Origin of the sequence: Thermococcus peptonophilus (assembly GCF_001592435.1) — an archaeon.
In the GTDB taxonomy this organism is placed as follows: Archaea; Methanobacteriota_B; Thermococci; order Thermococcales; family Thermococcaceae; genus Thermococcus; species Thermococcus peptonophilus.
On record NZ_CP014750.1, the window covers coordinates 827,089 to 845,267 of the forward strand.

15 protein-coding genes and 1 tRNA gene are annotated in these 18,179 nt (G+C 52.2%); 4 read left to right on the forward strand and 12 right to left on the reverse strand.

Annotated elements, in window-relative coordinates; all coding sequences use genetic code 11:
- Window positions 1–20: 20 nt before the first annotated feature.
- From A0127_RS04420 to A0127_RS04435, 5 genes are all read right to left on the reverse strand, one after another.
- Complete coding sequence (locus tag A0127_RS04420) at window positions 21–470, reverse strand: hypothetical protein (protein ID WP_062388454.1); 450 nt, start codon at window positions 468–470, stop codon at window positions 21–23.
- Between the two features lie 34 nt (window positions 471–504).
- A complete protein-coding gene (locus tag A0127_RS10810) occupies window positions 505–630 on the reverse strand; it encodes a hypothetical protein (RefSeq protein ID WP_269451026.1) in 126 nt (41 codons plus the stop codon).
- A gap of 1 nt (window position 631) precedes the next feature.
- On the reverse strand, window positions 632–1,975 hold the full coding sequence (locus A0127_RS10600) for a hypothetical protein (protein ID WP_197463601.1): 1,344 nt from the start codon (window positions 1,973–1,975) through the stop codon (window positions 632–634).
- Entirely contained in the window at window positions 1,972–4,116 is a 2,145-nt protein-coding gene (locus A0127_RS04430) for a hypothetical protein (RefSeq protein ID WP_156471151.1), read from the reverse strand. Before A0127_RS04430 ends, A0127_RS10600 begins: the two co-directional genes overlap by 4 nt.
- Before the next feature lie 138 nt (window positions 4,117–4,254).
- Window positions 4,255–5,040 (reverse strand): BtpA/SgcQ family protein, encoded by a 786-nt coding sequence (locus tag A0127_RS04435; RefSeq protein WP_062388461.1) that lies wholly within the window; start codon window positions 5,038–5,040, stop codon window positions 4,255–4,257.
- 94 nt (window positions 5,041–5,134) lie between these two features.
- On the opposite strand from A0127_RS04435, the gene A0127_RS04440 reads away from it, so the two are divergent.
- Window positions 5,135–5,722 carry a PH domain-containing protein gene (locus tag A0127_RS04440; RefSeq protein ID WP_062388465.1) on the forward strand — a complete coding sequence of 196 codons (588 nt, stop codon included), beginning with the start codon at window positions 5,135–5,137 and terminating at the stop codon, window positions 5,720–5,722.
- A gap of 1 nt (window position 5,723) precedes the next feature.
- Here the strand turns inward: A0127_RS04440 and A0127_RS04445 are convergent, their stop codons facing one another.
- The 4 genes from A0127_RS04445 to A0127_RS04460 all read right to left on the reverse strand — a co-directional run bounded on the left by A0127_RS04445 (window position 5,724) and on the right by A0127_RS04460 (window position 11,295).
- Window positions 5,724–7,865 (reverse strand): alpha-amylase family glycosyl hydrolase, encoded by a 2,142-nt coding sequence (locus tag A0127_RS04445; RefSeq protein ID WP_062388468.1) that lies wholly within the window; start codon window positions 7,863–7,865, stop codon window positions 5,724–5,726.
- Between the two features lie 44 nt (window positions 7,866–7,909).
- The gene (locus A0127_RS04450) at window positions 7,910–8,578 is read right to left on the reverse strand and encodes a DUF257 domain-containing protein (RefSeq protein WP_331710456.1); all 669 of its coding nucleotides are present in this window, start codon (window positions 8,576–8,578) and stop codon (window positions 7,910–7,912) included.
- Window positions 8,579–8,641: 63 nt separating this feature from the next.
- Complete coding sequence (locus A0127_RS04455; protein ID WP_062388473.1) at window positions 8,642–9,931, reverse strand: TldD/PmbA family protein; 1,290 nt, start codon at window positions 9,929–9,931, stop codon at window positions 8,642–8,644.
- Window positions 9,928–11,295 (reverse strand): TldD/PmbA family protein, encoded by a 1,368-nt coding sequence (locus A0127_RS04460; protein WP_062388476.1) that lies wholly within the window; start codon window positions 11,293–11,295, stop codon window positions 9,928–9,930. The genes A0127_RS04455 and A0127_RS04460 overlap by 4 nt, the downstream gene beginning before the upstream one ends.
- Before the next feature lie 105 nt (window positions 11,296–11,400).
- Here A0127_RS04460 and A0127_RS04465 point away from each other — a divergent pair, with 105 nt between their 5' ends.
- On the forward strand, window positions 11,401–13,335 hold the full coding sequence (locus tag A0127_RS04465; protein WP_062388479.1) for a S16 family serine protease: 1,935 nt from the start codon (window positions 11,401–11,403) through the stop codon (window positions 13,333–13,335).
- On the opposite strand, the gene A0127_RS04470 is transcribed toward A0127_RS04465, so the two are convergent.
- The 3 genes from A0127_RS04470 to A0127_RS04485 all read right to left on the reverse strand — a co-directional run bounded on the left by A0127_RS04470 (window position 13,289) and on the right by A0127_RS04485 (window position 16,746).
- Window positions 13,289–14,596 carry a phosphoadenosine phosphosulfate reductase domain-containing protein gene (locus A0127_RS04470; protein ID WP_062388483.1) on the reverse strand — a complete coding sequence of 436 codons (1,308 nt, stop codon included), beginning with the start codon at window positions 14,594–14,596 and terminating at the stop codon, window positions 13,289–13,291. The two genes, A0127_RS04465 and A0127_RS04470, sit on opposite strands and share 47 nt — an antisense overlap.
- A gap of 80 nt (window positions 14,597–14,676) precedes the next feature.
- Window positions 14,677–15,795, reverse strand: coding sequence for a M20 family metallopeptidase (locus A0127_RS04475; protein ID WP_062388486.1), 1,119 nt, complete (start codon window positions 15,793–15,795; stop codon window positions 14,677–14,679).
- Window positions 15,796–16,668: 873 nt separating this feature from the next.
- Window positions 16,669–16,746, reverse strand: a tRNA-Pro gene (locus A0127_RS04485).
- A 271-nt stretch (window positions 16,747–17,017) separates the two neighbouring features.
- Here A0127_RS04485 and A0127_RS04490 point away from each other — a divergent pair.
- Both A0127_RS04490 and A0127_RS04495 read left to right on the forward strand, forming a co-directional pair.
- Window positions 17,018–17,737, forward strand: coding sequence for an RAD55 family ATPase (locus A0127_RS04490; protein WP_331710457.1), 720 nt, complete (start codon window positions 17,018–17,020; stop codon window positions 17,735–17,737).
- Window positions 17,734–18,171: a hypothetical protein gene (locus A0127_RS04495; protein WP_062388489.1), complete on the forward strand. Its 438-nt coding sequence runs from the start codon at window positions 17,734–17,736 to the stop codon at window positions 18,169–18,171. The genes A0127_RS04490 and A0127_RS04495 overlap by 4 nt, the downstream gene beginning before the upstream one ends.
- The last annotated feature ends 8 nt before the right edge of the window (window positions 18,172–18,179 follow it).

Consider the following 18,179-nt stretch of genomic DNA (forward strand, 5'->3'; position numbering starts at 1 on the left):
ATATCTCACCTCCATTACCTTTAAAACCCGAATAGCCCTCCTCCCTTGACCTTAATGTTGAGGTCGGAGAGCTTCTTCTTTATCTCACGCTGGTTCATGTTCCCGGAGAACTTGCTCTTCTCCTTCCACTTTATCTCCATCTCATCCTTCTTGCCCTCATCGATGTTGCCGCTCTTGAGCTTGACTTCCTTTATTCCGTTCAGCGGAATCGAGAAGTTCTCTGGGGCCTCATTGACTATGTCTTCGGGAGACATCCCGTAATAGCGCTCGTGCATCGTCCAGCCAGAAGAGATTCTCTTGAAGAAGCCGTCTCCCCTCGCCTTGGCCTCCTCTCTGGCTTTCTGGATCATCTCCCTTTTCACGTGGGCGATGATTATCCTCTGGTCGGTCACAACCAGGTTTACAAGGGCGTTCTTCAGGAAGCCCTTGTGGTACTCCAAGTTGGGTATCACGTAAACAACTTTCTCCATAATCAAACACCTTCCCATTTTCTTTCCAATCTCATCAAACAAGCCTCCGAATTAGCCTAAAGGTCAGCTTTGCAAACAAAACAAAGAGAACCCCGGCTACTAAAAGCAGGAAAAGGCCCAGAAGCGGGCCGAGGACGTGGAATCCGGTTAAGGGTTCCATTTCAGCCCCCTCCAAGGTTTGCGTACCTTATCGTTATCCTGTGAGAGCAGTCGCCAGTCTTCTCGTGGGATACGAGCTCAAAGGCGGTAAGCGTTCCGTCGGAGTTGAGGTTCACGTAGACGTGGCCCGCTTTTATCTCTCCGCTGACTTCCCCCGTTGGGTAGCCAGAGGTAGGTATCTTGCCCGGGTCCAAGGCATCAAGGCTCCCTTCTCCGAGATCTATCCAGTGACCGAGCAGAGCTGGGTAATCAACGCACCACGGCTCTGCAGCCACGTCAACGTCCTTCCACATGTCATCTCCTATCTCGTCGAAGCCATTCATCTCGCCCGTGGAGAACTCTACCCCCGCCGCTCCCTCAGTATCAAGGGTCACGGTCTTGATTTCGCCCACTTCTCCGCTGGAAGCAGCGGAGGTCGTCGTGGTCAGGAAGGACTCGTAGCAGGCCCTGGCCTTCTGGTATTCCGCGTAGGCTTCCCGAATCTCCTCATCGCTCGCTCCGGAGGATTGGAGGGAGGTGACGTTGTTGTAGGCCTGGACGAAGAGCCTATAGGCGTCTTCCTTGCTCGGGGCACACGTAGATTCAGGCTCAACGTTTCCCCCGGTATTCTCGGCACTTATGTGAACTATGCCGGGAAGTTCTTCCGCCGTGATTTCCCCCGAATGGAGCCTCAAAAGGTCGTCGCTTGAAGTAGATACCGTTAAACTCCCGTTGTCGGCCAGGTAGGTTATCGAGATTTCCTTAACCCATGGGGCATCCTCAAGGATGAGGAAGCTCATCGCGAAGTAGTCCTTCCAGAAGCCCTCCTTATCAGCGAGGTACTCGAGGGTGACGCTGGCGGTATCATTAGTTATCGTGACGTTGTGGACGAGGACATCGAATATCCAGAGGTCTGACTCCACCTTAAATTCAGGCCTCCTTATGTCCTCAAATTCAGGGTTGTCGAAGTCGCCGTTGTGTACAGTCAACCCCAAAACCGGCTCGCCGAGGTAATACGCCTCCACTCTGACTTCTTTCGTTGGATTGGCCTCGTAGGCCTTCTTTGCCACCTCATAGGCCATGCCCATTAGACCCTCATCCACGGCCGGAACCTCGAACTGGACGAGTGTTCTCCCGCTCGACAGGGAGACGTAGGCATCCGAAGCGCCCATTGAGATGACAGTCTGCCTGAGGTTTTGGGCATCGCTGGATGTAAGCCCGTTGCTGAAGCCCCCTGAACCCGAGCCTCCTCCAGGAGGGTATGGATTGTTGTCCGGGCCGAGGTTGTCGGGGATTTTGATGTAGCCGTTGAAATACAGATAGCCGCCGAGGAGCAGGAGTATCAGGAGGAGCGCTTTCCCCTTCATATCTTACCCTCCTCGTGGAGCTTTTTGAGGTAGAACTTTATTCTCTCCGCCTGACTCTGGTACTTCCCCTTGGACTGGGCGTTCATCGTCTGAACCTGTCGGGTAAAGCCTATCGACTCATCAACGTCCCTTATCGTCAGGGCAACAATATCCTCGTATTTCATGCCGGCTTTTTTGTACTTCATTGCGGTCTTTGCAGTTTCTTCGAACTCCCAGTTGTAGTTGTTTGCCAGGGTATGCTTGAACCCCTTTTCAAGCGCGCCAAAGGTGAACTCGAAGGGCTTGGTCAGCGGGGTCGATGGGGCAAGGTTCTTGTAGGGCGATAGCGCGAGCTGTCTATCTTCAATTCCGCTCATCTCATTGTAGCTTTCAGCCCCTTCCTTGCTCACGTGCAGATCCTGCATGGTTTTTTTGGTTGCATCGTCTGCCTGGAAGAGCTGGCTGTCCTTGTAGGCCTTAACGTAGTCCTTGCAGAGACCGACCGGGGATGGCATGAACTTTTCAACCAGCTTGTCAAGGGCACCTGAGGCAGAATCAATGACGGTGTCGAGCGCCTTGCCGCCGTAATATTTGAGCTTAAACCAGAGGGAGGAACCTTTCTTGGTCTTCACTTTCTCGTCCTTCTGGTAAACCTTAACGTCCTTTCCGTACGGGGTCTCGACCTCAACGGTTTCAAGACCCTCTCCAGAACCTATGCCCTTGAGCTTGTCGATGGTTATCTTCATCCGGGCGTTTGCCTCTTTGCTGAGCATTCCTTCCATCCTTACTCCCCGTAAGGAGTTCTTGAACTTCGATGGATCCCCCGCTTCCTGTTTCCCCTCTATTGGAGACTTACTTGATGTTGGTGTGTTTGTAGTGGAAGAAACACCGGGGGTTGTAGAGGTAGAGCTGGTGGATGGGGCCGAAGAGCTCGTGGAAGCAGTTTTCTCCCTGAGGTAGACGGTTATGCTCTTCTCAACATCGTTTCCACCGGCATCCTTCGCGTAGGCCCTTACAACGCCGGTAACGTTCCCGAGGTACTCAGGCTCAAGGGTTACGGTTACGGAACCTACCCCTCCACCCTTGCCGAGTCTGGGCTGGAGCTCGCCACCGATCATCACTATCTTTGGGGATCCGCTCTCGTAGTGCGCCCCCGCATAGGTTAAGTCTTCGTCGGTAACCTTGACCCTTATCTCAAAGGTCAGTGGCTTCCCCAGCTCAAAATATATCGTCTGGCCGTTCGAGGGGGAGAGTATCTCAATCTGTGGAGGGTCCCCGTACGTCTCGCTAACCGGAGGTGCTGTGCCTCCGAGAAGGGATATCACCCTGCCCGTGATTGTGTTTCCGATGTAGGTAGAGAACGAGAGGGCCTTTCCGTGAACGGCTTCGACGTGACTAAGGTAGGCCACGTAGGCGTTCTCATCAACAGTTAAATTAAGCACAGTGCTGTCGTCAACGGTGAGAAAAGAGGATACGAGAACCGAGCCGTCTTCCAGTACTCCCATCACCCCAGATGTAATGTTTTTTCTGATGTTTTCGCCGTTGTAACTGCCCGAGTAATACAGGTAATTCCCTAGGTCCCACGCATCACCTGATACGGACACTGAAATGCGGTACTGGCCGTAAACTTCTTGCTTGAGATATTTGAAATGCTGATTGGCCCTATGATTTGTCAAATCAGGCTTTTCAGGGCTGGACCTTACAAAGTCGGTGTAGAAAGTGTAGCAGTATGCTTTTCCGTCTCCCTCGTGATGCATTACTGCCTTATCGTCCGGCAGAAGGCCTGGCTTGGGACTGCAGGAAAGCTCTGTGTTTGAGAAAGCGTTCTGAGCGTTGCTCTCGTTTCCATAATCGGTCACGGTCAGATCAACCTGTGCGGTGAGGTTCTCGTTGATTTGATACGTTCCGGAGATGTGCATCTCAAGTTCTCCGAACCAGCTTAACCAGGGTTTTGATATAGAGGAGTCCTTCACCGTTATCCCGAGGGACGACAGTTCCGAGATAGTGTCGTTCAGAATTTGCGGAAGGATGCTCGTCACGTTTTGAGATTCGTTAGATGAGAGGGATATCCCCGCCGTGGTCGCGCTAACCCCCGAGATGTTGCCCCCAAATGGGGCGACATATGTTAAAATAAGCAGGTAAGCAAAAAGGAGGCATCCCAACAGTTTCCCCATTTTTTCTCACACTCCCAAAGCAAAACCACCGCAGAAAAGCAAAGCGGTAGGGGGTTCTGCTTTGTACAAGTTACGCACTACTGGGTAATAAACATTTCGCAAAAAGAAATTCGACAAAAGGAAAAATTACGGCAAATTTCTCCTAAGGTTATTCGCAAGTTCAACCAGCTTCCTTGCCCTTTCCATTGATACCTCGTTCTCCACCTTCCCACCGCGCTTTATCCATGTGCCTACTATGAAGCCGTCGGCGTAAGGCCAAAGCTCCGGAAGGTTGTCGTAGCTCGTTCCAGAACCGACTATGACCGGAACTGGAGAGATCTCCTTAGCGAGCGCGAGTTTTTCCACATCAACGGGCCTTCCGGTTGCCTTCCCGCTGACTACAACTGCATCCGCTAAGCCCCTCTCCACGGTGTCGAGGAGGGCATCCTCAAAGTCCCCAAAGTGAACTGCATGCTTGACGTGCACATCAGCGAAGACCTTTATCTTTGAGGGAAGCCTATTCCTCAGCATCGCCAGTTCGTGGGCGATGCCCTCTATAATTCCCTGATCAGTATAGACGACGCCGCTCAGCACGTTCACTCTGATGAAATCGGCCTTCACGGCGTAGGCTATTGAGTAGGCGGCTATCCCGTCGTTGCGGAGGACGTTTATTCCGAGCGGGAGGGAGACTTCATCCCGTATCGCCTTTGCGACAACCGCAAGGGAAGCGACTGTAGTCTTGTCGGCGTACTTCGGGAAGGGAACGTCCCCAAAGTTCTCCACCATGATCGCGTCGAAGCCCGCTTTTTCAAGCGTTTTAGCGTCCCTTAGAGCACGCGCAATGACTGAATCGAAGTCCCCATCGTAGAGGTAGGAACCCGGAAGGGGTTTGAGGTGAACCATCCCGATGAGGGGATTTCTCTCGAAGTCCATGATATCACCACCTTTAGCATATCCGCTGGGATAATTAAACCTGCCGGAAGGTAGATAAGGAATGAAGTTCAAATTCCCAATCAGGTGATGTATAATGGGGATCAAAGAGAACCCCAAACTGCCGAAGTCCGTGGTGAGACACTTGGAACCAGACGAGAGAGTCCTATTTGCGATAAAGAAAAAGGTAAGCCTCGAAAAGCCGAAGTGGCTCCTCGTTACCGACAGGAGGATAATCTACCTCGACGAGAAAGTCCTCGGGAGGTACGATCTCAAGGCCATTCCCTACCAGAAGCTCGAGCAGGTTCTCGTCAAGCTCGGTATAATGAGCTCAGAGTTCATCATACAGGGCGAAGAAGAGGTAACGCTCAAGCTTGGCTGGATGAACAAGGAAGAAGCGAGAAAGGCAATAAACGCCATAAAGGACGCCCTTAACGCCATCGCGGTTGAGCCAGTATCTATAGACGTCAAAAAGGGGTTAACCAGCGAGACCTGGGTGCTGAAGAAACCTAGGGAGTTCGTAACGAGGACGATGCCGGCTTACCAACCAGCCCAAGCCCCAATTCAGGAAGTGAAAGAAGACCCGCTTGAAAAACTCAAGAAGTTGAAGGAGCTCTACGACATGGGCGTGATAAGCCAGGAGGAATACGAAGAAAAGAGAAAGAAATTGTTGGAAGAGATCTAACTCATCCTTTTTGTTTCCAGATTACAAGGGCTAAAACCGCTGTCAAGATTACCGGTAGGGCATAGAAGAGGGCCCTCTCTCCACTCGACTTCTGTCCCTCTAGAATCCTCGGAGGCTTCTCAGTAAGGATAACGGTTCTGTTCCCAACGCCGTAGAGAGTCAAGTTCAGCGGCCTTAAAACACCCCAGGCTTTCCCCTCATAGAATCTAACGGAGAACGGCACGCCCTCCGGGAGCGGAGCAACCGTGAAGTAATAGCCGGTTGACGACTTCAGGAGAGGCCTCGGTTCCCCAAGCTCCGGCAGGTCGCCGATGAGCCACAGCGTTCCGGAGACATCCCCCACGAAGCTGGCGTTGAGGGCTATGAGCGCGGGAACGTCGTTTCCGGAGTAGTAGTGGAGCGGCCTCGGAGAGCTTCTCCTTCCGCCGGAAAGGACCGTAACGTTCACCCATGCCGCCAAGGTCTCCAGACGGGGAACCTCAACGACTATCTTCCCATCCCCCCAGGACAGAACCTTTGCCTCCCTATCGCCGATTATGACCTTGCCACCCTTTCCAAATCCTGCACCCCCGATGACTATCTTCTGGCCTGGCTGGGCCGCGTAGGGAGTTATTGAGCCGATGAGAGGGATTTTCTGCTCTCCCTCGGTGTGGAAGACGTAGACGCTGTCCCTCGGGAGATAAACAGAGGCCTTCCCGCCCGATACGGCCATCTCCCCACCGTAGAGGGCGTCGCGGTATGTGCCGTCGGGCCAGTCTATGGAGAAAGTCAGGTTGACCGCAGGCCCCTTGTTCATGACCACGAGGAGGCTGTGGTTCCCAAAAGTTCTCTCGAAGGCCCAGGTCTCGTAGGATGCAGTTAGGGTTCTGAAGTCCCCGAAGGCGAGGGCATCGTTGGTCTTTCTCAGCCCTGCAAGGGTGCGAATTATTCTAGAAGCTTCGGTGGTGTTGTCGAAGACCATCATCGGCCTGTTGTAGGGGTCGCCCCTTCCGTCCTTGCTAGCGAGGTAGCTCTCGTCGCCGTAGTAGATCACAGGAATCCCGGGCAGGGTTAAGGTTAAAGCGAGGGCCATGTGAAAGCGCTGGATCTCGTCCTTCCTATCGCCAGCATTTAAAAAGCGGACGAGGTCGTGGCTGTCGAGAAAGTTCACCGCCTTTGTTGGATAGACGAAGTGGGAGTAGTAGTCCTCAAGCTCCTCGGAGAGCTTGTCGAGGCCGCCGAAGAAGGCGAAGGTCCTCACAATGTCCTCCCTGATTGGAATGCTAAGAACCGGGGAGACGTTCGAGTAGCGGTAGAACTCGTAGAGGTCATCACCCTTCTGGAGGGAGGGCGTGAAGTACTCGCCGTAGATGAAGAGCGGCCCTTTGGAGTAGAGGCGGAGGTAGAAGGTCTCAAGCCACCCGAGCTCCATGTGCTTGACGGCGTCTATTCTGAGGCCGCAGGCACCTGAGTCAACGAAGAGCATGGCCCCCTCGGTGAGGTATGAATCCACCCACGGGTTGAGCTGATTGAAGTCAGAGAGGCCGTAGAGGTTTGCGTACTTGAGCGGTATCCCGCTCCACGTGAAGATGTTGCCGTTGTGGTGGTAGATGTTCTCACGGATTCCGGTAATCGGGTCCACTTCAGCGTTCTTCGTGTCCTTGAAGTAGTCCGTCACAAAGGTGCCGTTGTCGTAGAGGGCACCATATTCACCGTCGTTCACCGGGTTCGAGTGGTTGAGCACGTAGTCAACGATTACGCAGATTCCCCGCTTCTCTGCCTCTTTCACGAGCCGTCTGAAGTCGTTCCAGTCCCCAAAGTGCTCCTCAATTCTCCTGTAGTCCCTCGTCCAGTAGCCGTGATAGGGAGCGCTCCCGTAGGCAAGGGAGTTGATGTTGTCGTTGAGCGGCGAGACCCATATCATTGAGACTCCAAGGCTCTTTATGTAGTCGAGCTTCTCAATGAGGCCCTCTAAATCTCCACCCCAGTAGAGGCGGTAGTTGGAGTGAGTCGGGTCGTAGAACGGTTCGTTATTTGAGGTGTTGCCGTCGTAAAAGCGATCCACCATAACCTGGTATATTACCCCCCGCTCGGGAACTTCCCAGGCAGAGGCGATGGGAGTAATGAGTAGGAGTATCAGCACTGCTGGAATCAACCGCCCCATTGTATCACCAGAAGTGATAAGAGAAGGCAGTTAAAAGCTTTGGGCTAAAGGGAAGAGATTTCATCGAGGGTAAACGAGAGTCCTTTTCCCATGACGCGCAGGTTTGCGGACTTTGAAACGTAAAGAACAAATTCTTCACCATTAAACGTCCACGTAATCACTGTACTCGCGATCTCCTCTAGGAGAGGCAGAAGCCCGGGGTAAGACATTTCAACCACGTCCCTGTTGATGAAGTAAAAGGCTATCCTCCTCCTGTCACCCTCAAACATTGCTACGTTCTTGACGAGCCTGAGGGCTCCCCTCCTTTCGAGAGCAAGGAAAAGCTTGTGGACTCCGAGAACCGGGTTTAGAACGACGTCATTGAAGGACGCCTTCTCAACTATCCTGCCGTAGTAGCTTACATCCAGGGAATACCTGTCAACGTCAACCTCGCCGAGAACGTTGCCGCAGTTTCTTTCCCCACCACCTATTTTAATAACAGGCACATCGTTGAACCCGGAAACGTCAAATCCCATGAACTCAAGTTTGGTGAGAGTTTCACAGAGAGTATCAGCAACGTCGTCGATAAGCACCGGTCGGTTTTCCCTGTTCAGGTATATGAGGTAGAACAGCACTTCGGGCATTGAAACCGTGTCGTACTCAATCAACACCGTCTCACCAGGATAAAACGCCGACAAAAACTCACGAAGATCAGTTTTGGACACGCCGACCACCTGTGGTTACTTACACTTAGGAAATATAAAAAAGTATCGAAACTCGGAAGATTGTTCAAATAATTAAACAATCTTTGCGTGAACCTTAACCCTCGGAGCCATAAATGAGGAAATTCTTTTAACGACCCTTCCAGGCTCGGCTGTTTTTAGGAGATCAAAGACGTTGCCAACTAGCATGTTGTCCTTAAAGGGGATGACCTCTCCATTTTTGACAACGTAGCCGAGACCAACTGGAAGTGAAAAGTCCCCGCTGACGGGGTTGGCAGTGTGCTCACCGAAAACACTCTTTATGATGACCCCCTCAAAGTCCTCCAGGCTTTCCTCTCCAGGTTCGACCACAAGGTTGCTCGCTCCTATTGAAGGTGTTGTTCTGAAGCTCCTCACCGCGTTTCCAGTGCTCTTTAGGCCGAGAAGGGCGGCGTAGGTGTGGTCGAGGAGAAAGCCCTTTAGAATACCGTTCTCGATCAGGTAGCTCCTCTGACCCGGCGTACCCTCACCGTCGAAGGGATAGCTCCCCGGGAGACCTTCGAGGGTTGAGTCGTCCACGAGGGTAAAGGCATCGGAGGCAACCGGCTCCCCGAGAGTGAAAAACCTGCTCCTGCCGTAGTAAACCTCATCACCGTAGAAGTTCTCAAGAAGGACCTCCACAACGGACATGACCGCCTCGGGCTCAAGCACGAGTTCTCCATCGTAGGGTTCGACCTTCCTGGCCCTTGCGCTGAGCTCTGCATCCTCCTTTGCCTTCAGTATGGCCTCCTCTAAGGCCTCAACGCCCTGGAGGGAGCGGTAGCTCTGATAGAAAGAACCGTTTCCGGGCCTGTCTTCCCTAACGGCGTAGGTGGAAACTCCCATGTACGTTGAGGAGGCTTCAAGCTCAACTCCGTTGGAGTTCACGACACCATACCTCTCAAAGGCTAGAGAAATCGAACCCGAAAGGGTCTCTTTTCCCTTCAGCTCCCTCATTTTCTCAGCATACTGGAGCGCAAGGGCGTGCGCATCTTCAAAGGGTATCTCTTCGATTCTCCTGTCGTATATTCCCTTGACCCCGGGAACTTTAGACGGAACCGGGAAGCCCCTGAAGGGAACCTCGCTGACCTTAGCCAGCTTCATCGTCCGCTCCACGAACTTTTCAAGCTCTGAAAGAGAGTGGTGGATGCCGGTTATGTACGAGAAGCCGAGCTTTCCGTTCAGTCCCACCCTGAGACTAATGCCGGAGTAGAACTTCCTCTGGGAGCGTTCGAGGGCTTCTCTCTCTATCCTGAAAGAACCGCTCCTCCCGCTCTCCCAGTAAATCTCCCACTCCACGTTCTTCGAGTTCAGGATTTCAGCTAGGCTCTCAATAACATCAATCATCTCAATCCCCCCACCAGGGCCTTCGTGAGTATGTGCGGGCCGCCATCGTCCACGGGAACCGTCTGCCCCTTGCCACAGTATCCGGGATACTCAATCCTGACGTCCCTTCCAATGGCGCGGATGCCCCTGAGAACGTCGAGGATCTTTCCGGAGAGAGCAACGTCGCGCACCATTTCCCTAAGCTCTCCGTTCTCGATTATGTAGCCTTCTTTCGCACCGAAGGTGAAGGTTCCGTTGGCGGTGTCCACCTGTCCTCCCTTGTCGCCTATCATGTACAACCCGTACTTGACCTCCTCGAGCATTTCCTCGAACGACCAGTCGCCAGCTTCAACGTATGTGTTGCCCATCCTTACGAGGGGCTGGTGAGCGTAGCTCTGCGCCCTCCCGTGGCCGTTCGGCTCAAGGTCGAAGTACTGGGCAGTCTCGCGGTCGTTGAGGTAGTTCACCAGGACACCGTCGCGGATAATCTCAACCCTCTTGGCCCTTATTCCCTCGTCGTCGTAGATGTAGGAGCCGAACTTGCCCGGGAGCGTTGGGTCATCAACGACTGTGAGCTCATCAACCGCTATCCTCTGACCCAGTTTTCCAGCCAAAATGCTGTCTCCGTTCTTCACGAGGTCTGCCTCGACTGCATGCCCAAGCGCCTCGTGGATGAAGAGGCCAGTAAGCTCCGGGTCGGCTATTACCGGGAACTCGCCCGACGGGGGGGAACTGGCTTTTAACAGTTCTTTAGCCTTTTCCACCACTGTGGAAGTCCAATAAGAAAAGTCAATCCCCTCAACCATCTCCCAGCCGAGAGTTCCCCCGAAGCTCTTCCAGTACTGCTGCATCTCCCCGCTCTCCTTCGCAGTTACGGAAAACCCAAAGCGTATCCTGGGAACAACCGTCCTTATCTCGCTCCCGAGGGAGTTGAAATAGAAGGTTTCCACAATAGTATCGCGATAAGAGACGTTTCTGTTCACGATCTTTTCCCCTGTGAGCATGGAATCCGCCTCTTTCACAAGGGCAACCTTGTCCTCGATGTTTATCTCAGAGAAGGGCTTTTTCACGGGCATTTCGGCGTCATCCACAACGGGATCACCAGTGTATATCTTTGAGTCTCCCTGGGAGAGCTTAGCTATTTTCATGGCTGTTTCTATCGCTCTCTCAAACCTTCCGAAGTCGTTTGCGCTTGAAAACCCCCACGCGCCGTTGAAGGCTCTTGCACCTATTCCCGTCTCAGAGTTACTGGAAAGCCCCCTGAGCTGGCCGTTGCTCATAGACACCTCGGTCATGACCACCCTTGAGATCCTGATTTCATAATAATCAACCCCGTGCTTTCTCGCCAGCTCTTCCGCAGACCTCATGAGTCTCTCAACTTCCATCTCATCTCACCTGGAGGCAGTCTGGAATTGGGTTTATATCATTTTGCCAGCCTAAAAACCGAAGAGTTTATAGTGTAAAAAACAAGCAACGTCCCGGTGATATGTATGAAAAGGGCACTTTCCATTCTGCTGGCAGCGTTCCTCATAGCATCGTTGGTAGTAACCCCAGTGAAGGCGCAGTGCCCCTCAGAGGGAACCACTGTCGTCTTGAAGGCACCTGCCGTCTCAAAGACTCCAGATGGACGGCTCGTCGGTGTAGCCACGGACTTCGTGATAACCGTCGCGCCGGGCAGCGGGCACGTTTACGTCGAGACCTGGCCCCTCTCAGAGGTGGACATGCAGGCCAGCGCGAGGCTGGCGGCGCAAATAGCTGGAAAGGTAACGGGCAAAGACATGAGCAAGTACGACGTCTTCATACAGGTCAAAACGGACACGCCGATCATAGGCGGGCCATCGGCAGGAGGAACAATGACAGTGGGCATAATCGCCGCCCTCATGGGGTGGAAGGTAAACCCAAAGGTAATGATGACTGGAATGATAAACCCCGACGGAACGATAGGCCCTGTCGGTGGAATCCTTGAGAAGGCTTCAGCGGCCGCTTCGGTCGGGGCAAAGCTTTTCCTCATCCCCCAGGGCCAGAGGATTCAGGTCATCCAGGAGACCCAGCAGAAGAGCATAGGCGGGATAGTGCAGGTCGTGCAGACAAAGAGCGAGAAGGTTGACGTCGTTGAATACGCAAAGGAGCGCTGGGGCCTCGAGGTTAAGGAGGTAAGCGACATATACGAGGCCGTCTACTACTTCACCGGCCACATGCTCCCCAAGCCGAAGGCACCGGCCAACGTCCTTATAGACACTTCCTTCCTCAAGGACGACGCCGTCAAAGACTACCAGAACACCACTGCCTACTACGAGAGCGTTAAGGAGAAGCTGAAAAAGAGCAACGTGGATTATTCCACCTACACGGTCCTCAAAGAGGCACTGGATCAGGCAAAGGCCATACTTGATGACGCTAAAGAAGCTTTGGACTCTGGAATGTACTACACGGCCCTCAGCAAGGACTTCCAGGCGAGGATAGTCCTGAGGCACATTGACTGGTACATCAGCGTTGAGAGCCCAGAGGACGTTGCGAACCTTCTGACTAGTGTAAACTCTTACATAAACCAGACCGAAAGCCTAGTATCGTCCATGGAGATAAGGGGCATGACGATGCTCCAGGCGGTTGCCGCCGCCGAAGAGAGGGTAGAGGATGCCAAGGCGAGCCTCCAGGAAGGCTGGAAGTACTACTACAGCGCCGACTACTGGGACGCCGTTGATAAAGCCGCCTACGCCTATGAGAGAGCGCAGACCGCGCGCTTCTGGGCCAAACTTGGTGAGAGGTTCGCAAAGGGTGAGGTTATAGATAGGGAAGAGCTCAAAGACACTGCAAGAAACTACATAGATGAGTCAAGCCTTATAGTGACCTACATCGAGTCCATGTACGGAAACGTCATAGGGAACGACCTCCTAGATACGATCCAAAAGGCAGAGCAGTACTACGGGGACGGGAAGTACTCAGCGGCAATCTTCACCGCTATGGAAGCGAGGGTTCGCGGGGAGGTGTTCCTTGACACCCTCGGAATAGACAACGAGACCATCCTAAGGGAGAAACTTCGGGAAATGAAAGAGGCAGCGAAGACGGCCATAGGAATAGCGCAGATGAACGGACTCCATCCGCTCCTCTCGGTAGCATACTACGAGTTCGCCGAGAGCTACGAGAAGGGCAACACCACCGACGATCTAGTAAATGCGATGATATTCTACCAGTATGCAAGGGAGAGCGCCGGCGTGTTCCTGATAAAGGTGAACGAGAGCACACCAAACGTTCCAAGCAACGAAACTGCCATACCAGCCCTGCCAACCAATACGAACACAAACGGCGGAAGTACTTCCACGCCGAGCGCAACCTCAACAAGTACCCCAAGCTCGGGGATACAATCGGTCTGCGGTCCAGCTTTCATTCTCGCCCTCGCACTTCTCCCGCTCCTGAGGAAGCGTAGGTGAGCGGGAGGTCTTTTACGCCTTTTCTTTTCAAAAGCTCAACTTCCCATTCCGCAAGGCTCGGGCAGACGGTACATCCGAGCCTGTAGAAGCCCTCATAGTAGAGCGGATGGAGATCAAAGCCCCTCATGAGGATGAACAGCTGAACCATCATCCCACTCCAGAACTTTATGGGCATAACCTCAAGGATTTGGCCAAAATCTGTTTTTCTCTCAACTACAGGTGGCTTTAGGCGCCTCCTGGCACTCTCTCCATCGCGGTCACCGACGACTAAAAGCGGGTTCTCAAACTCGCTGACTGCATTGTAGAGGGCCTCGACCTTCATCTTGGTGCACCAGCGGTTTCTATGGGTCGGCATGCCGAACTTGTCTATTGGCATCGGAACATCAACCCTAATCAGGTTGACGCCCAGCTTTCCTGCGAGCTTCTCGATGTATTCCTCCGTCTCCGGCATGTCGTACTCCATCCTGACGTAGACCGCATTAACTTCACCGAACGTTTCCTTTGCCAGTATGAGGGCCGCCGTAGAGTCCTTCCCCCCGCTCCAGGGAACAACTATATCGTATCCTTCAAATCTCCTCAGGAACTCTTTGCTCGCGTTTGCAAAAGCCTCGATGTAGTCTCTGTTTGCGGCTATCAATTCATCAAGGGAAACATCCTCCGTGCAGGGACACCTCCAGAGAACCTCGGTCGGAAAGCCGAGCTTCTTGCTAACCTCGGCAACTTTATTCGGACCCGAGAAGTAAACCTCCTGGTTCATCAGCTTCCTAAGAACGATAGAGTTCTCGCCGAGATCAACGTCAAGGAGGGACTTCATGGCCTTTTTAAAACCATCACCAATAGCCAGATAGATGTCGTAGTCGGGGTGCATTTCTACTCCAAAAGGGTTCTCAGGATTGAGAGAATAAGCGTTCTTCCACTCGATTCCGAGCCTGAAGCGAGCTTTTATCTCCTCAAGGTGGGCGTATAGCTCATCAACGCGCATGTTTCGAACCTTCTTGGTCCTCAAAAGCCTCGCGTAGAACGGCCTTTCGCCTTCCTTCACAACCTCGATGATATCCTCCATGAGAGCCTTCTCCTTCTCCCCGAAGAGGAATATAGGGATGTAGGGTTCTCCAAGAACCTCGTTAAGACTATCCTCTATCTCTTCAAAGCTTCTTCCACCTCCGAGGCTTTTAACCCCGAGAAAGCCGCCGTAGTTGCGTTCGTTTATGTACTGGAGGGCCTTTGTGTCCTTTCTGGCTCTTGCGACGACTGTGAACATGGTTGAGTTTAAAAGTTGAAAACTTAAAAGACTTTGGCCGATGAGGAAAACTCCCTGCCCCGAGCGGTGAGGAGACCGGCTTATCTGAGGCCAGCCAACGCCTTTAGGAAGCTCAGGTAGACTTCCTTGACCCGCCTGACGGATGAGACACTGACCCACTCGTCGGCGGAGTGCCAGTTGCCCCCGATTGGCCCGAAGACGAGCGTTGGTTTGCCCAGATAAGTTCCGAAGTAGTTGAAGTCCCCAACGCTCGCTCCATAGGTAATTTCAACTTCCTTACCTCTAACTTCCCGGTATGTTTCCTTGAACCGCCTGACGAACCTGTTGTTCTCCTTCACAGCATAAGGGAGCATCTCAGGAGTTGGGCGCCTGTATTTTTCTATCTTAAGCTCGGCCCTTATACCAACCCTTTCTGCGAGCCTGTAGAGTTCTCCCCTAACCTTCTCCCAGTCCTCACCAACGACCACGTGCCTGTCAATTATCGCAATTGCCTCGTCTGGCACGCTCAATCCATCAGCCGAGCCAGAGAAGTAGAGGGTGCAGTACGAGCCTTTTCCGAGCTTCTGATGCTTCTTCATCCGTATCCTGTTGAGGTTGGAGACGAGCTTGGCGAGCTCTTCCACGGCGTTGATGCCAAGGTAAGGTCTCGCCGCGTGGGCCTTCTTTCCCTTTGCCTTCACTTCAATCACGAACCTGCCCCTGGCACCGAGCATGAGCTTCTCGTTTGTTGGCTCTCCGACGAGAACAAGATCAGCTTTGTCGAGCTTGCCGCTTTTTATAAGCTCCCAAGTTCCCCTCGAAAAGCCTTCCTCATCGCTGACGGCAGTGAAGATGACGCTAGGCCTTTCCTTCTTGGGGAGCTTTGAAATCTCAAGAAAAGCTGCCAGAAGTGCTACCAGTCCGCCTTTCATATCAGCGCTCCCGAGTCCGTATAACCTGTCACCCTCGAGCTCACTCCAGGGGTGCCTCGTCCATCCCTGGGATAAGTGCACCGTGTCCATATGGCCGTTTAAAACCACAGTTGGACCTTTACCATCGAGGTAAGCGACCACATCATCACCAAAACCCTCAACGGGAACTGTCTCTGTCTTTATACCACTCTCCTCAAGGAGTGAAGCTACGAACTTCGAAATCCCGTGCTCCCCACCGAAGGGGGACTTTATTGAGACGAGCTTTTTTAGGAGTTCTACCTCGTCCATACGACCACCAAAGAGAATTTGAGTTAGAGCTTAAGTACTTTTCAGACAAAGTTAGTGGTTCTTGGCCAAAGGGCAGTTTTGAAGGGATTTTCATTAAGGGGCTCGCTGTGCGAGTGTGAATTCTGTCTTTTAGTAAGCTCCTTTGCACGAGTTTTATTTTTAATTGACGCCCGTAGAGCCTCAAAGTGAGAAAACTCATTTTTAATCAGCATGTTTGAAGAATTCACCTCTTCTTGGCCCGTGCATCGTGGAAATCCTCGTAGAAGAGCAATTCTAAAAAGAACCACGAACCTTGATCAAACCTCGCACAGGCGAGTAAACTTTGCTGGGCAAAGTTTAATCAAAATTGCCCGTTTCATAAAAACGTAGAGTGTCAACCGTGCACTCTTTTTATGGTTTTGGCTGAGAGGGGTTTAACTTAAAGTGGCCTTTCAAAAGGGTTGCCTTTTGTTTTGGCGTCCGTAGGCGCCTTGTGGGGGGCAAACATTTTTTAGAATAGCATGTGGGGAATAAATCCCTTGAAAATTTGCATTTTTAGAAAAGGTGCGCTCTCTTCCGCCATCCGTTAAGGACGCTTGAACGCCAGTAAATGCGGCGCTGAAGCTTTTGGAAAAAGCTTCACTAAACGTGTGCCCTTCTTGTTGAGCTCGCGTGTTAGGAGGTGTATGCTCCAAAAAGGCAAGCTCCGCAGGTTTACTCTCAAAACTCTCTCGCGAATTGTGGTTTCGAACTTTCTTTTTAGCGCTCTTCGAGCGCTATACTGTGAGGAAATCCCGCAAGAGTTGCCAATGAAGAGTGGAACACCCTCAATGCAGAGCTTGTTAGAAGAGCATACCACCTTTCTGCCAGCGCTTTCGTAAGAAAGGGCCGCTATGGTGGGGCCGCCGAGATTTGAACTCGGGTCTCCGGCTCCCGAAGCCGGAAGGATAGACCAAGCTACCCCACGGCCCCACTGCCCGATGATAGCGCACCAGAAGAGCTTATAAATTTTACGGACTATTTAAGGAAGCCAGTAAGTTGAAGCTTTCAGCCAGTATTATGACAACAAACCTCTCATGAGCAGGTTGCGTTGTTCTTGTTTCTGCTTGAATGATTTATCTGCTCGCAACTATTTGAGTTAGTTCTTCTTGCTTGAGGCAGTGTTCACATCTTGTGGGTTACATACCGGGAGCTGAACTATCGGTGGGTTTAAATAGAAAACTTGTGGACAATATACAGGGGAATGAAGATGTACGTTGGAGAACTTTTAAAGAACCTTGACAGGATACCGAGTGGGGTCCCTGGACTTGACGACTTAATAGGTGGCGGTTTTCTTCCGGGTAGAGTTTATCTCGTGAGTGGACCACCCGGAAGCGGAAAGACCACACTTGGGATGCAGTTTCTTGCTGAGGGTGCCAAAAACGACGAAAAAGGTCTTTTCATAGCACTTTTTGAAACGCCAGACCTCATAGTGAGGGATATGCTGCGGTACAATCTGGGAATTCTTGAATACGTGAATTCAAAGAAGATTGTCTTTTACGACCTCGGTGAAATTCTCCTTAGTGCAAATCGCGAGCTGAGCTGGGATGAACTTTTCAAGCTTCTCCTGGAGATTATCAAGAGGGAAGGGGCTCAAAGGGTTGTAATAGATTCCTTCAGCCTCTTTGAGTCTTTCGTTACAAACCCCGAAGGGAAGAGGAAGGAACTGGGCCGTTTCGTCAGAAAGCTCCGCACCATGGATATAACGACGCTCCTCCTCTCTGAAATGCTGAGCTCCGAAAAGTACACCGACGAGTACTATCTCGCTGACGGCGTCATCGTACTCCACCACTTCATGCGCAACTACCAGATGGTCAGGGCGATCCAGATACTCAAGATGAGGGGCGTGCCCCACGACAGCAACCTCAAGAGGATGCGCTTTACGAACGAGGGTATAACTGTTTATAAGGAGGCACCGATATGACCGACAAGAAACAGCTCGTTAAAGAAGCTTACAGCTTCGGCTACTTCCTTGGCCTGAAGGGCCACAGCGAGTGGGCTGAGTGGGTGAGGAAGAAGCGCGAAGAGCTTTACAAACAGGCAGAGGAGCTTGGAATATACGACCTAGTTAAGGAGGCCTATAAAAAGGGCAAGGAGCAGGGACTTCGTGACAGATCAGAGCTGATAGCGAAGAACCTTATAGTGGCGGGAAAAATTGAGCCGGAGGAAACTTCCGGAAAGACAGAGTTTGCCTTTCCCTCTGAGGAAAGCGAGGAAGAAGTCCAAGAGGCAGGAAAATCACTTGAAAGAGAGTACTTTGAATTCCTCCAGACCACAAATCTGATGCTCCCACCGGAGCTTCTTAACTCGTTGAAGGCCCTTGAACCACCGAAGATGCTGGGGCTTAGAGGACAGTAACGGATAAC

Bases quoted from the DNA above. Each gene is read 5' to 3' on its own strand.
- A0127_RS04490 (WP_331710457.1), top strand. From the start codon at position 17,018: ATGAAGATGTACGTTGGAGAACTTTTAAAGAACCTTGACAGGATACCG.
- A0127_RS04475 (WP_062388486.1), bottom strand. From the start codon at position 15,795: ATGGACGAGGTAGAACTCCTAAAAAAGCTCGTCTCAATAAAGTCCCCC.
- A0127_RS04420 (WP_062388454.1), bottom strand. From the start codon at position 470: ATGGAGAAAGTTGTTTACGTGATACCCAACTTGGAGTACCACAAGGGC.
- A0127_RS04455 (WP_062388473.1), bottom strand. From the start codon at position 9,931: ATGATTGATGTTATTGAGAGCCTAGCTGAAATCCTGAACTCGAAGAAC.
- A0127_RS04445 (WP_062388468.1), bottom strand. From the start codon at position 7,865: ATGGGGCGGTTGATTCCAGCAGTGCTGATACTCCTACTCATTACTCCC.
- A0127_RS04470 (WP_062388483.1), bottom strand. From the start codon at position 14,596: ATGTTCACAGTCGTCGCAAGAGCCAGAAAGGACACAAAGGCCCTCCAG.
- A0127_RS04495 (WP_062388489.1), top strand. From the start codon at position 17,734: ATGACCGACAAGAAACAGCTCGTTAAAGAAGCTTACAGCTTCGGCTAC.
- A0127_RS04435 (WP_062388461.1), bottom strand. From the start codon at position 5,040: ATGGACTTCGAGAGAAATCCCCTCATCGGGATGGTTCACCTCAAACCC.
- A0127_RS10810 (WP_269451026.1), bottom strand. From the start codon at position 630: ATGGAACCCTTAACCGGATTCCACGTCCTCGGCCCGCTTCTGGGCCTT.
- A0127_RS04465 (WP_062388479.1), top strand. From the start codon at position 11,401: ATGAAAAGGGCACTTTCCATTCTGCTGGCAGCGTTCCTCATAGCATCG.
- A0127_RS04460 (WP_062388476.1), bottom strand. From the start codon at position 11,295: ATGGAAGTTGAGAGACTCATGAGGTCTGCGGAAGAGCTGGCGAGAAAG.
- A0127_RS04440 (WP_062388465.1), top strand. From the start codon at position 5,135: ATGGGGATCAAAGAGAACCCCAAACTGCCGAAGTCCGTGGTGAGACAC.
- A0127_RS10600 (WP_197463601.1), bottom strand. From the start codon at position 1,975: ATGAAGGGGAAAGCGCTCCTCCTGATACTCCTGCTCCTCGGCGGCTAT.